11 protein-coding genes and 1 pseudogene are annotated in these 13,545 nt (G+C 66.5%); 6 read left to right on the top strand and 6 right to left on the bottom strand.

The window, feature by feature from the left end:
• The first annotated feature begins 185 nt into the window (after nt 1-185).
• The 3 genes from ribH (at nt 186) to thiL (ending at nt 2,220) form a co-directional block, all read left to right on the top strand.
• Complete coding sequence (gene ribH / locus DCO49_RS02180; RefSeq protein WP_079220615.1) at nt 186-653, top strand: 6,7-dimethyl-8-ribityllumazine synthase; 468 nt, start codon at nt 186-188, stop codon at nt 651-653.
• Entirely contained in the window at nt 650-1,129 is a 480-nt protein-coding gene (gene nusB / locus DCO49_RS02175) for a transcription antitermination factor NusB (RefSeq protein WP_116862605.1), read from the top strand. Before ribH ends, nusB begins: the two co-directional genes overlap by 4 nt.
• 131 nt (nt 1,130-1,260) lie before the next feature.
• On the top strand, nt 1,261-2,220 hold the full coding sequence (gene thiL / locus DCO49_RS02170; RefSeq protein WP_207776452.1) for a thiamine-phosphate kinase: 960 nt from the start codon (nt 1,261-1,263) through the stop codon (nt 2,218-2,220).
• 10 nt (nt 2,221-2,230) lie between these two features.
• On the opposite strand, the gene DCO49_RS02165 is transcribed toward thiL, so the two are convergent.
• The 3 genes from DCO49_RS02165 to DCO49_RS02155 form a co-directional block, all read right to left on the bottom strand.
• On the bottom strand, nt 2,231-5,221 hold the full coding sequence (locus DCO49_RS02165; protein ID WP_116862603.1) for an ATP-binding protein: 2,991 nt from the start codon (nt 5,219-5,221) through the stop codon (nt 2,231-2,233).
• A gap of 99 nt (nt 5,222-5,320) precedes the next feature.
• Nucleotides 5,321-6,043: a fimbria/pilus periplasmic chaperone gene (locus DCO49_RS02160; protein ID WP_116862602.1), complete on the bottom strand. Its 723-nt coding sequence runs from the start codon at nt 6,041-6,043 to the stop codon at nt 5,321-5,323.
• Nucleotides 6,044-6,103: 60 nt separating this feature from the next.
• Nucleotides 6,104-6,616, bottom strand: a complete 513-nt coding sequence (locus tag DCO49_RS02155) for a fimbrial protein (protein WP_116862601.1) — start codon at nt 6,614-6,616, stop codon at nt 6,104-6,106.
• 202 nt (nt 6,617-6,818) lie between these two features.
• Here DCO49_RS02155 and DCO49_RS20420 point away from each other — a divergent pair, with 202 nt between their 5' ends.
• The 3 genes from DCO49_RS20420 (at nt 6,819) to DCO49_RS02140 (ending at nt 11,160) form a co-directional block, all read left to right on the top strand.
• Nucleotides 6,819-7,850: a fimbrial protein gene (locus tag DCO49_RS20420; protein WP_243402627.1), complete on the top strand. Its 1,032-nt coding sequence runs from the start codon at nt 6,819-6,821 to the stop codon at nt 7,848-7,850.
• A 347-nt stretch (nt 7,851-8,197) separates the two neighbouring features.
• Nucleotides 8,198-10,612 (top strand): fimbria/pilus outer membrane usher protein, encoded by a 2,415-nt coding sequence (locus DCO49_RS02145; protein WP_116862600.1) that lies wholly within the window; start codon nt 8,198-8,200, stop codon nt 10,610-10,612.
• A 38-nt stretch (nt 10,613-10,650) separates the two neighbouring features.
• Nucleotides 10,651-11,160 (top strand): fimbrial protein, encoded by a 510-nt coding sequence (locus DCO49_RS02140; protein WP_243402626.1) that lies wholly within the window; start codon nt 10,651-10,653, stop codon nt 11,158-11,160.
• Nucleotides 11,161-11,254: 94 nt separating this feature from the next.
• Here DCO49_RS02140 and DCO49_RS02135 read toward each other — a convergent pair.
• From DCO49_RS02135 to DCO49_RS02125, 3 genes and pseudogenes are all read right to left on the bottom strand, one after another.
• Nucleotides 11,255-11,665 (bottom strand): annotated as a pseudogene (locus tag DCO49_RS02135) (hypothetical protein).
• Between the two features lie 511 nt (nt 11,666-12,176).
• The gene (locus tag DCO49_RS02130; RefSeq protein ID WP_207776451.1) at nt 12,177-12,899 is read right to left on the bottom strand and encodes a molecular chaperone; all 723 of its coding nucleotides are present in this window, start codon (nt 12,897-12,899) and stop codon (nt 12,177-12,179) included.
• A 59-nt stretch (nt 12,900-12,958) separates the two neighbouring features.
• Nucleotides 12,959-13,477 (bottom strand): fimbrial protein, encoded by a 519-nt coding sequence (locus tag DCO49_RS02125; RefSeq protein ID WP_116862598.1) that lies wholly within the window; start codon nt 13,475-13,477, stop codon nt 12,959-12,961.
• Nucleotides 13,478-13,545: the final 68 nt, after the last annotated feature.

The following is a 13,545-nucleotide window of genomic DNA, read 5'->3' as shown; positions in this document are numbered from 1 at the left end:
GGCCATGAGGCCCCTGTAGAGCCGAGCCATGCTCGGCTTGCGCGCGCAGCGCGGAGGGCAGTCCGGCGGCAGAGAGCAGCCGAGCATGGCTCGGCTCTACAGAAGGCCCCTTGAAGGCCCCCGCCGGTCACGGCCGGGGCCCATCCACGGTAGAATCACCCCCTTATCGAACCCCCAAGCCGCATATGAGCCACTACGAAGGCGATCTTCGCACCCCCGAGTCGGCGCGCTTTGCCATCCTGGCCAGCCGCTGGAACGCCCGCATCACCGATACCCTGGTTGCTGGCGCCCGCCAGAGCCTGGCCGGCAACGGCATTGCCGAAGCCAACATCGACGTGATCCGCGTGCCGGGTGCCTGGGAACTGCCGCTGGTCGCCGCGCGCCTGGCCGCTGCCCATGAACACGCCGCCATCCTCACCCTGGGCTGCGTCATCCGTGGCGATACCCGCCACTACGAACACGTCGCCGACCGCTGCGCCGAAGGCCTGATGCGCGTGCAGCTGGATTTCGGCGTGCCGGTGCTGAACGGCGTGCTGGCGGTGGAACGGGCCGAGGATGCCGAGGCCCGTGCCGGTGGCAGCCACGGCAACAAGGGTGAAGAAGTCGCAATCGCTGCATTGGAAATGGTCAACCTGCTGGAGCAACTGCCATGAACAAGAACACCCAGGGCAAGCCCTCCGGTAAACCTGTCCGCCGTGATGGCATCGACCCGGTGCTGCGCTCGCGCGCCCGCCGTCGTGCCGTGCAGGCGCTGTACGCCTGGCAGATCTCCGGCGGCAACGCACAGTCGCTGATCGCCCAGTTCGCCCACGAGCAGGCCCGCGAAATCGCCGATCTGGCGTATTTCGAAGCGCTGGTGCACGGCGTGCTGGACAACCGCCGCGACATCGACGAAGCCCTCGGCCCTTACCTGGACCGTGGCATCGAAGAAGTGGACGCCATCGAACGCGCCGTGCTGCGCCTGGCTGGCTACGAGCTGCGCTACCGCCTGGACGTGCCGTACCGCGTGGTCATCAACGAAGCCATCGAATCGGCCAAGCGCTTCGGTTCCGAGCATGGCCACACCTACGTCAACGGCGTGCTGGATCGTGCCGCCGTCGAATGGCGCAAGGTCGAATCGGGTCACTGACCCGGTTTCTGTAGAGCCGAGCCATGCTCGGCTCACCGTGCAGCGCACGGTTGCGTCCGGCAGTGCGTCGCGTGATCGAACTGCAGCCGAGCATGGCTCGGCTCTACAAGAAAGCAGAACGCCCCATGTCCCTGGCCGAATTCGCCCTCATCGACCGCATCCGCGCCCGCACCAGCGAGCGCGACGACATCCTGCTCGGCATCGGCGATGACGCTGCACTGCTGCAGCCGCGCCCGAACGAACAGCTGGTGGTCACCGCCGATACGCTCAACAGCGGCGTGCATTTCCCGACCGAAACCCCGGCGTTCGACATTGGCTGGAAGACCCTGGCGGTCAACCTGTCCGACCTCGCCGCGATGGGCGCGCGCCCGGCATGGTGCACGCTGGCGCTCTCGCTGCCGGACACCAGCGAAGAGTGGATCGACGCTTTTGCCGAAGGCTTCTTCGCCCTGGCTGACCAGCACGACATCGCGCTGATCGGTGGCGACACCACGCGGGGTCCGCTGTCGCTGACTGTGACCGCGATGGGCCAGGTCGGCCGCGGCCAAGCCCTGCGCCGCGACCGCGCGCAGGTCGGCGACGATGTCTGGGTGAGTGGCACGATCGGTGATGCCGCCGGTGCGCTGAAGCTGTGGCAGCAGGGCGCGCTGGACGTGGCCACGGCCACCTTGCTGGGTGATTACGAGACCCTGCGCCTGCGGCTGCTGCGTCCCACCCCGCGCGTCACCCTCGGCCTGCGCCTGCGTGCCTTCGCGCATGCTGCCGTGGATCTGTCCGATGGCCTGGTGGCTGACCTGGGCCACATCGCAGCGCGCAGTGGCGTGGCCGCGCAGATCGATGCCGACGTGCTGCCGATCTCGCCGGAGCTGCGTGGCCTGCTGGGCCGCGACGGTGCCCGCGAGTGCGCGCTGCGCGGTGGTGATGACTACGAACTGTGCTTCACCGCCGCCGCCGACCAGCGCGATGCGCTGCTGTACCTTTCTGAGTCGCTGGATGTGCCGCTGACCCGCGTCGGCCGCATCACCGAAGGGCAGGGCGTGCAGGTGGATGGTGAAGCCGCCAGCGGCGGTTACCAGCACTTCGCCGGTTGAGTGCGCGGGCTCATGCCTGCTGCGCGGCGGCATGACGCTCGATGCTCGCCGCGATCATTCCGATAGCCTCAATGATGATCGCCTTCGACGTCGCATCTGTCGCGCCGATGCTGCGCAGGGCCTGCTCGGCCTGTTGGCAGCTGCGCGCCGCCTGGGTCTCTCCCAGAAATGCCAGCGCGCCGGCGAAGCTGTGCAGCTGATCGATCATGGCCGGTGCATCGGCACTGTCCAGCGCCTGGGTCAGCGCCGCGTAGTCGCGATGCGCGGTCTGCAGGAACGCCTCGCGCATCTGCCGCTGAACCGCCGCGCTCACCACCGGAGGTAAAGGTGGCTGTGCCGAGCGATCGAGGTCGAATCCATGCAATGCGGCCTCCAGCGAAGGCAGGTCGAGCGGCTTCAGCAGCAGCATGGACATGCCGGCCTCGCGGACGCGTCGCGCATCCTCGGGCATCGCATTGGCGGTAAGCGCCACGATCGGAATGGAAGGGTTGTCAGCACGCAGTTTCCGGGCAAGCCCGTATCCGTCCAGGCCCGGCATGTTCAGATCGGTCAGCACGATATCGAACCGGCCTTCGCGCCAGCGCTGCAACGCCTCATCGCCGTCGGCCGCGAGGGTGACCTGCCAACCCAGCGCGTGCAGCTGCCCCAGTGTCACATCACGGCTGATCACGCTGTCATCCACCAGCAAGGCGTGGCCACGCGGGGAATGCGCACGCTCGACAGGCGCCGGCCGTGGCGGCGTGCCTGCCACGGCGGTGGTCCGGCGTGCCGGAATGTCCAGGTGGAAAACGCTGCCGGTACCCGGGGTGCTGCGCACGCCGAGGATGCCGCCGAGCAGTTCGGCGAAGCGCTGGCACAAGGCCAGCCCCAGGCCGCTGCCGCCGTGCTGCCGTGCCGATCCGGCACCGACCTGCACGAACGGCTTGAACAGCTTGTCCTGCGCCTCGGCATCGATGCCCGGGCCGGTATCGCGCACCTCCACGTGCAGCCACTCAGTGCCATCGGGCCGCAGCGAGGCATCAACGCTGACCGCCACCGCTCCGGATGCCGTGAACTTCACCGCATTGCCCACCAGGTTGTTGATCACCTGCGCCAAGCGGCCTGCGTCGGCCACGTAGGCCGGTCCCAGTGCATCGCCGGTGTGCAGCTCCAGGCGCAGGCCCTTCGCGGTGGCCTGTGGTTCGAACAGCGTCGCGGTCTGCTGCAGCAACACACGCGGGTCGAAAGGCGCCGGTTCCAGCGTCATCAGCCCGGCTTCGATACGGGAAAGATCCAGGGTGTCGTTCACCAGCCCCTGAAGCACATCAGCCGCGCTGCGCGCGCGCGTGACATGCGTATGCGACGCCGCCGGCATGGTCTGGCGGGCAAGCAGTTCAAGGTGGCCAAGCACGCCGCTCAAAGGCGTGCGTATTTCATGGCTGATCATCGCCACGAAGGCGGTTTTGGCCTGGTCCGCAGCCTCGGCATCGTGCTGGGCCTGTTCGGCATGACGCCGTGCATCCAGCAGCCGCTGCTGGGTTTCCGTCTGTGCGGTCACATCGGTCACCGCGCAGACCCAGATCGCCCGCCGCTGGTAGCGCGCAGCGGCCACGATGGATTGCAGATAGCGCGATGGACCGTGCTCATCCGCGGACGGCGCCTCGAACAGCTGCCCGTGCACCTGGCCGTCAACGCGTTGCACCAGGCGGCCGACCAGCGCGTCCATCAGGTTGCCGGTGGTGTCGCCGATCAGCTGCTCCAGTGCCTGGTTGTGCAGGATCACCTGCCCGCTCTGCTGGTCAAGCAGGCACAGGCCGACCGGCGACGTTTCGATCAGCGTGCGGCTCAACGCTTCGCTTTCATGTACCCGTGCTGCTTCCTCCAGCGCCGGCCGCAGCACGCGCCGGTCCACCAGCAGCAACAGCGTCCACAGCGCGGCCAGCAGGCCGGCCAGGGCCAGCCCGCCGCCGAGCAGATAGATCCGCTGTGCCGCCCAGATGTCGCTCCAGCGGTAGAGCCGCAGCAGTGTCCAGTCGATGCCTTGCAAGGGTGTGGATACCACGAAGGCGCGGCCATCAGGCAGCGACACCGCCCTGCGCTGGGTGGAGGGCGCGGCCTGCGGTGCAGGCGCGGGAATGGTGCCTTCTGCAACGCTGCGCAGGACATCGTTTCCCTGCCGGTCAAGCACTTCCCACGTGCCCGGGCTGGCCTCCTCCAACCGCTCGCGCAGGCCCTGGAGAGGTTCAAAGGTCAGCCGGTTGATGAAGGGGATACCGTTGCTGCGCAGGCGCATCTGGGTAACCAGTGCATCCTCGCCGGTGAAAGGATTGCGGCCAAAGTAGGCGCGCAGCCGGCCGCTGGCCAGTTGCAGTTCGGAGTCCGCCCCCGCCGACCGCCAGCCTTCATCGGCGACCTGGGTGAGCCTTGCCAATGCCTGCTCACGGCTCTGTACCTTCATGAGTCGCAGCAGCTGTGCTTCATCATGCAGCCCGGCAATCGCAAACAGGCGCCCTTCCGGTTCGAAGGCGAAGGAGATCAGTGAGGTGGGCGAATCCTGCGCCGCTACGGTTGCGGCCATGTACGCCGAATAGGTCTGCACCATGCCCAGATACGCGGCCTCCGCCCGGGGCGGAAGGTGGCCACCGCGCGGGGACAACGCCAGCCAAGGGACGGACAGGGCACCGGGTGCCACCACCCCGGTCTGGCCATCCTGCGCTGAAAAGCGGGCAGCAACAGGCGTGCCGCCCGCCACCAGCGCGGCCTGCTGGGTGGCCCATAACGTGGCGTTGGTGTTCAAGCTGGCCACGTAGGCCCGCCTGCGCTCGCCGATGTAGCGATCCACCGTCTGCTGGCCGCGTCGCAGCGCCTCGCGCTCGTTGAGGTGCACGGTCTCCAGCCGCAGCCACAATGCCGCGCAACCTGCGGCCAACAGCAGCACGGTCAGGGTGGCGCCGCCCCCGAACAGCAGCCGGAGCTGCAACCGTTGCAAGATGGCAAGCACGGAACCCGAGGGTGACGCCATGGCGCGAACCTGCGAAGTGAGGCTGTAGTCGGCAGCGTGCCGCGTCGGCCACCCTCAGTGCAAGTCGTTGCCGACGCGGTGCGTAAGCGCAGCTTGCGCCTATCCCCCAACGCGCGCTTCGGCGTCGCGGGGTGTGCCGTAATCATCCAGCCACTTGAACGCCACGGTTTCCGGCATCGCGGCGCCCTCCGGCAACGCGTAACGCACCTGTGCACCCGGCGCGATCATGTCCACCTCCACGTTGCGGCCATCGGCCAGGGTCAACGAACTCAAGGTCACGTGGTACGCGCTGGGGTTCCGTACCTGCAGGGTATCGCCATCGGCAGACCATTGCAGCGTGGCCGCCGCATCCCGTGCGTTGCCCGGCAGCCCGGTCGGGCGATAAAACAGCTTCACCCGGGTGCGCACCGCGAACTGCAGCAGATTCTTGCCGGCCGCATCACTGGGCTTGGGCGGAATATCCAGCAAGTTGAAGTAGAACAGCGACTCGCGGTTGGCCGGCAGCGGCGCCTCGGACGGACGCGGTGCATAGGTGAGGCGATACGCCTGGCCCTGCTTGGGCTGCAGGAGGCGTGGCTCGGCCGGTGTCAGCCGGAACGGCGTGCGTACGTTCTCCGGACGCGACTGGCTGTCGCCATCGTCGATCCAGACCTGGGTCATCGCTGGCAGCTCGCCCACGTTGGTGGCCTTGACCGTTACGTCGCGGCCCTTGCTGGCATCGTGCACGATACGCGTGCCCTGCAGCGTCACCGCAGCCGATGCCGGCAGCGCCGCCGACACCGCCAGCAGCGCGTGTATCCACGTCCTGGCACGGAGTTTCATGGTCGACCTCGTTGATAAGTGCAGGCCAGCACCACGTGGCACTGGCCTGCTGGAAGCGGGTTACTTGTAGAGCACGATGAAGTCACCCGAGGCATTGGCGGTGCCCGCCTGCGCGTTCTGGCCCGGGGAGGCATACCACGCGCTGTAGTCCAGCTGGCCGCTGCCACCAGCGGCGATGGTCACCCACACGGCCGGGTCCTCACCGATCTTCTGCTGGTTGCCCGCAGCGTCGTACAGGGCCACGCCAACATTGGCTGCAGAAGACGCCGCCGTCAGTGCCAGGTTACCGGTGCTGCCATCGGGCGTGCCGCCGAAGCGCACGCCCACATCCTGCGATGCACCCGAGCCGGAGCAGTCCAGGGCAATGGTGAAGTTCTTCTGGCCGGCACGGGTGCTGGCGTTGACCGAAGCCAGATCGACCTTGCCCATCGGCACGGTGATGGTGCCGCCGGTGGAGCCCACCGAACAGGTGGAGGTCATCAGTTCGCCGGTGATCTCCAGCGTTTCGGCAGACACCGACGGCGCGGAGACGGCGAGGATGGAAAGAGACAGCAGGCGGAGCGTCAGGGACATGACAGTTCTCGTTAGTGGAATGAAGACACGCAATGACCGCCCAGGGCAGGCAGCGCGGCCAGTTTGGATGCGCGCGTCCAGTGGCGGAATGAAGTTAGTTGCAAAAGCGCGTTGACGTCCGCGAACTGCAATTAATCCTATAGGAAATGACATCGCCGCTGCCTAGATTGCGTAGCCTTATCTGATTGGCTAAGGAATCGCCGTGCGGTTTCCCCTGCAGTTGCTCGCACTTCTGTCCGCCTGCACGCACGCGCCGCGTAGCGCGGCGCGCGCGCGGGTGTGTGCAGTGGTCATCGCTTCCCTGTGCGTTCTGGAGGCCGGGGCCAGCTGCGTCCGACTTAGTCCGGGAGATCAAGATCTGAGCCTCGCCCTGCGGGGGTTCAATCTGGATCGGCCGGATCAACGACTGGGAACCAGCGCGGCGGGAAACGTCCCTTTGGGGTTCGAGTGCGCTGCCGGGCAAACAGCCTTCGTCGTGGATGCACCGCTGACTGGTCTCACCTACGAGCGAGATATCACCTACGGTGGTGTCACCTACAAGGCCTATAGCGTCAGTTCGCGCTCACCACTCATCGGCCTTGGCTACAGTGTGAAAGAGGGTGCTCCCTCGAATTATGGTGGTCCATCCTTGACTGTCGGAACGATCAATCGACACCCCGGCATACCGATTGCAGCTGCTGGACCGATTACCGTCGCGGTCTATGTGATGGTGTTCTTCCGTGGGGGAGCCATGGAGCCGGTGCCGATGAGCTACCTGGGCACCATCACATCTTGGCCCGAGGGTGATCCGAGCCAGAGGATGCAGCACCACCTGTCGGTGGAGATCTCCATGCCCCCCGTCACCTGCACGCTCGCCTACGCTTCCCACACCCTCGACGACGTTGTCGCCAACGAACTCGCCGCCAGCGGCAGCAGCGCGAAGGAATCCAGCTTCGACGTCGCGATGAACTGCCCGATGGACAACATCGACGTGCAGCTTTCGCTGGCCGACGCGAATGATCCTGGCAGCCGCAACGGCCAGCTTGCCCCAGCCCCCGGCGCCACGGCTGGCGGCGTGCAGGTGCAGCTGCTGCGCGGTGGCCAGCCGGTGCAGTTCGGCCAGGCATGGTCGCATGGCTGGTCCAGCAAAGGCCAGCAGTCCATTCCCTTCAGTGCGCGCTATCTACGCATGGCCGACCCGCTGGTGCCAGGGCTGGTGAAAGGAGAGGCGGTGCTCACCGCCGACTATCGATGACGCACCACGTAGTGGTGCAGGGCGTATGCCCATCGCCTGTGCTGTGGAAGTGCCCACAGTGTCGTCGGCTCGGTGGGGCTGGCACATCGAACGAGTTGCAATGCGACGGTGCCCGACACGACCTGCAACCGGTTGGATGGGGAGCATGTGCTGCAGCCTCTAGCCTGCGGTCGCTTTTCCTGATGCCGCTGCTTCGGCACCGGTCATCGTCCTCGATGAAGTCGTCCCCCGCACATCCCGCAGCGCCTGGCCGTGCCACGTTCCCCACGCAGCGTCTTACCGCGGCAGTCACCTTCGCCCTGCTGGGCAGCGCCCCGGCATTGGCAACGGCAACTCCCGCAGATCCAATGGAATTCAGCGAGGGCTTCCTGATCGGTGGCGAAGCGATCGACATGGCGCGCTACGCCAACGGCAATCCGTTGCCCGCTGGTGACTACGCAGTGGACGTGCATGTGAACGGACAGTTCCTGCGCAGCCAGGACATCCGTTTCGTCATCAAGGACGACCCGCAGATCGCGGTGCCATGCCTTTCTCCGATGCTGGTACGCGGGTTGCCATTGAAGCCTGCGTTTCTTGAGGCCCTGCCGTCCGAAGAGAACACCTGTGTGGATCTGCCCGCGCTGGTGGAGGGCGCCAGTATCACCTTTGACAGCGGCGAGTTGCAGTTGTCCCTGAGTATTCCGCAAGCGGCCCAGGCTATCGCCGCGCGTGGCTTCGTGGCACCGGAACTGCGCGACGACGGCATCACCGCCGCCTTCATCGATTACAGCGCCAACCACTACAGCACCCAGGGCAGCGACAGCAGCTACCTCGGCCTTCAGGCGGGCCTGAACCTGGGCGCATGGCGCCTGCGCCACCGCGCGTCGTTCACCCATGGCAGCCAGGGTACCCGTCACCAGGTCATCAGCAGCCACCTGCAGCGCGACATTCCACGCTGGAACAGCCAGCTGCTGCTCGGCCAGGGCAACACCGGTGGCGAGCTGTTCGAAAGCGTGCCGTTCACCGGCGTGCGCGTGGCCAGCGACGAGCGCATGCTGCCCGACTCACTGCGCGGTTATGCACCGGTGGTGCAGGGCATTGCCCAAGGCAATGCGGTGGTCACCATCCGCCAGAACGGCAGCATCATCCACGAAAGCAATGTGGCGCCCGGTCCATTCACCATCGAGGATCTGTATCCCACCAACTTCGGCGGTGACCTGGATGTCAGCGTCACCGAAGCCGATGGTCGCGTGCAGCGCTTCAGTGTCAATTTCTCCGCCGTACCGCAGGCGTTGCGTGCCGGGTCGTCGCGCTTTGCGGTCACCGCCGGCGAGCTGCGCGATACCGGCAACACGCTGCAGACGCTGCGCTTCACCGAAGGTACCTACGCGCGGGGCCTGAACAACCGGCTTACCGTGCTGGGTGGCGCGCAGCTGGGTGAGGACTATCGCGCCCTGCTTGCCGGTGCTGCGGTCAACACGGCCATCGGTGCATTCGGTGCCGATGTCACCCATTCGCGCGCCCACCTGCGCGGTAGCGAGATGGTGACCGGCAACAGCTTCCGCCTGAACTACCAGCGCTACGTGGCACGCACCGGTACCAATTTCGGCCTGGCCGCGTACCGCTATAGCACGCGCGGCTTCCTCAGCCTCAACGACGTGGCGCGAGAGCAGAGCGACGATTGGGGCCTGGGCCAGCGCGCCCGCCAGCGCTACCAGGTGAACTTCTCGCAGAAGGTCGGCCAGCGCAGCAACCTGTATCTCAGCGGCGGCCATGTGTCTTACTGGGACAGCGCCCGACGCCGCAACGAGTTCCAGCTCGGCTTCCAGAGCACGCTGCGGCGGGTCAACTACGGCGTGTCCGCGCTGCGCCTCCGCTTGGGCGATGGCCGCCAGGACACGCGCTACGCGTTCACCCTTAGCATGCCGCTGGGCCGTAGTGCCAACGCACCGCGTGCCAGCACCCAGCTCAGCCAGGCCGACAGTGGCAGGCAGTCGCAGCTGGGCATCACCGGCAGCCTGGGTGAGTCACGTGCGCTGAGCTACAGCCTGTCCAACGCACAAGGCAATGGACAGAACAGCCAAAGTGCTTATGCCGCGTGGCAAGGCAGCCGTGGCAATCTCAATGCCGGCTACAGCCGCAGTGGCGACTACCGCAGCCTTTCGCTTGGCGCATCGGGCAGCGTGGCGCTGCACAGCGGTGGCCTGAACCTGGGCGCTCCCGTGGGCGACGGCTTCGCGCTGGTGCAGGCGCCGGGTGCGCAGGGCGCACGCATCGGCAGCAGCACTGATCTGCGTGTGGCGCGCAACGGCTACGCGCTGCTGCCGCACGTCAGCCCCTACCGCTGGAACACCATCGACCTGGATCCGTCCGGCTTGCCGATCGAGGTGGAGCTGCTGCAGACCTCGCAGCGTGTGGCGCCCACCGCCGGTGGCATCGTGCGCGTGCCGTTCCAGGTACGCCGCGAGCGCACGCTGTTCATCGACGCCACCGACGCGCTGGGCCAGCCGCTGCCGTTTGCGGCCGTGGTGCAGAGCGAAGACGGCGCGGCGGCCGGTGCGGTAGGGCAGGGCGGGGTGATCCAGCTGCGCGGTGCACAGGACAGTGGCGCGTTGATTGTCGACCCCGATGGCAAGCGGCGCTGCCGCATCGACTACCACATGCCCGAAGCGCAGGATGCGTACGGCATTTCGTGGAGCCAGGCCGTGTGCGTGCCGCAGCCGCTGTTGCCGGAGGGTCTGCAGGTGGGCATGCCGGAGCCGGAAGAGGGCGTCGCCCAATGAGTTTCGTTATCCCTTTCATCGTTCACAGGAGTCCAACCATGTCCCGTTCCCTTCTTCAGGTGATCGCAGTGCCGATGCTGTGCCTGATCGCATCGGCCGCAGGTGCCCAGGCCACGCTTACCATCAGCGGTCGCGTGCTGCCGGGTACCTGCACGCTGGCGGCACCCACCCTTGCACTGGATCCGGTGAAGGCCGATGAAATGACGCCGGGTGCCGCCAGCAGCGTGAAGGCCGCTGCACTGAACTTTACCGGCTGCGTGGGCGTCAGCCGCGCGCGCCTGTCCTTCGATGGCACGGCCGCCGACGGCGACCCGGAGCGCTGGAAGAACACCGCCGCGACCACGCCAGCAACGGGTGTGACGATCGCGCTGTTGGCCGGCGCGACCGGCAACACCTACCTGAAGAAGGGCGACACTGATATTCCGGTGGCTGTCTCTGGCGCGACGGCGTCCTATCCGCTGCGCGCGGGTTACTTCATTCCCAACACCAGTGGTATCAACGCCGGCAATATCTCCAGCGAGATCGTGGTGACTGCTGCCTACGACTGATCGCCAATCCGGTCCTGTAGAGCCGAGCCATGCTCGGCTGCTCTTCGATCAGGCTCCAGGCAAGCCGAGCATGGGCTCGGCTCTACAAGTGCCGCTAAGCAGCCCGCAACTGCACATCCACATACTCGGCCAGCCCACGGCAGGCCAGCAGCAATCCTTCGCGCACGTCATCGCCGACCTGCTGGCTGATCTAGCCATCCACGCGCACGCGTTCTGTAGCGTGCAGCAGCTCAAGTAGAAACGTAAGCCCGGCATTGGCGCGGTCGATGCGTGCCAGTGCCAGCCGCTGCCCGGGCGTGCAGCCTTTACCCGGCCACGGCTGCCCATCGGCGGCGTCGCCCTGGCGGATGTGCTGCAGGCAGTGCAGCAGCGTGATGGTGCCGGGCGCTTCGCCTTCTTGCAGTGCGACGAAGGTGCTCTCCAGCGTGCGCGCCAGATCATCAGGCAGGCGCGTGGCGGCTTCGCCCAGAGTGGCAGACAGGTGGGGGTAGTGGGACGTGGTCATGGCGGCGTCCTTGTGTGCGAAGCAAGGGGCCACCCCGCTTGAGAGCGAGGGTGGCGGACGGCGCGTGGTTGCAATACCGGTGATTAGCGTCGCCAAATGCCGGCAGGCACGAGGCCGCCGCGCACCGCCCGCCAAAGAGTCGCGGACAGAATGCCTGCCGACGCCACCCAGGCACGAGGGAAGGCAGTGACGCAGGCAGGCAAGCGTAAACGACACTGATCAAACGGGATTGCAAGCCCGTGCCACCCGTTGTTGGTGGCAGGTAGATGATGCGCAAGAAGGTGCCGCTGTACCAATCAGAAGAGTTTCAAATTCAAAATTGTTGCAGTCTGCATGCAGGCGCAGTGTGGTCGCACAGAGCGACGCGAATGCGTCAGCATTCGCGCAGCGTCCTTGTAGAGCCGAGCCATGCTCGGCTTACCGCGCGAAGCGCGGCGCTTTTCGCAATCTGATCGGAGAGCAGCCGAGCGTGGGCTCGGCTCTACACAGAGCAGGTCGCGCTACGCGGCGCTCAGCGCTCGATACGCGCCTCGGCCTCGCGCGGCGTACCGTAGTCATCCAGCCAGGTGAAGCTGGCGGTGGTGGGCATCGCCGCACCAGCCGGCAGCGGCAGCCGTACCTGTGCACCCGGTGCGATCATGTCCGCTTCCACCTTGCGGCCATCGGGCAGGGTGAGCGTACTGACGGTCACATGGTAGGCGCTGGCATTGGTGACCTGCAGTGCGTCACCCACCGCGCGCCATTGCAGCTGGGCCGCCGCGTCACGCGCATGGCCGGGCAGGCCAGCGGGGCGATGGAACAGCTTCACCCGCGTGCGCACCGCAAACTGCAGCAGGTTCTTGCCGGCCGCATCGCTGGGCTTGGGCGGAATATCCAGCAGGTTGAAATAGAACACCGATTCGCGATCGGTCGGCAGCGGCGCTTCCGTCGGGCGCGGCGCGTAGGTGATGCGATAGGCCTGGCCCTGGTGCGCCTGCAGCAGGCGCGGATCGGCCGGGGTCAGCCGGAACGGCGTGCGCACATTCTCCGGCCGTGCATGGCTGTCGCCATCATCGATCCAGACCTGCACCATCGCCGCCTGCTCACCGGTGTTGGTCGCCTTTACGGTCACGTCGCGGCCCTTGGCCGCGTCATGCACGATGCGCGTGCCCTGCAGCGTCACTGCTGCCGATGCAGGCAGCGCCAATGCGCCAGCCAGCAGCGCGGTCATCCACGTCATTGCACGGAATGTCATAGGGAACACCTCGATTGGGTGCACGCCAGCCCGTCCCTGAGCCAGCACGCGGAAGGAACTTACTTGTAAAGCACCACGAAATCGCCGGAAGCATTGGCCGTGCCGGCGGTAGCATTCTGACCCGGCGAGGCGTACCACGCGCTGTAGTCCAGCTGGCCCTTGCTGGCGGCCGGAATGGTCACCCACTGCAGCGGGTCTTCGCCCAGCTTCTGGTGGTTGCCAGCGACGTCGTACAGGGCGACACCCACATTGGAGGCCGCGCTCGGGTCGGGGTTCAGCGCCAGGTTGCCGGTGCTGCCATCCGGGGTGCCACCAAAGCGCACGCCCACATCCTGCGACGCGCCGGAGCCGGTGCAGTCCAGCTGGATGCTGAAGTTCTTCATGCCAGCGCGTTCGGCGGCATTGACCGAGGCAACGTCGACCTTGCCCATCGCCACGGTGATGGTGCCGCCGACGGCATCCACGGCGCAGGTGCTGGTCATCAGTTCGCCGGTGATCTCCAGCTTTTCAGCGAAGGCGGCGGGGGAGACAGCCAGCGCGAGTGCACCGGCAACGATCAGGTTCAATCGGTTCGACATGGGAGTGTCCTTGGTTGGGGAAACTGGGGTTCAGCACTGGATGAGCCGGCGGATGCGCACAGTGTTCC

Source organism: Stenotrophomonas sp. SPM (assembly GCF_003105135.1).
In the GTDB taxonomy this organism is placed as follows: Bacteria; Pseudomonadota; Gammaproteobacteria; order Xanthomonadales; family Xanthomonadaceae; genus Stenotrophomonas.
Note: the sequence above shows the minus strand (reverse complement) of the source record. Positions and strands in the feature narration are given on the sequence as shown.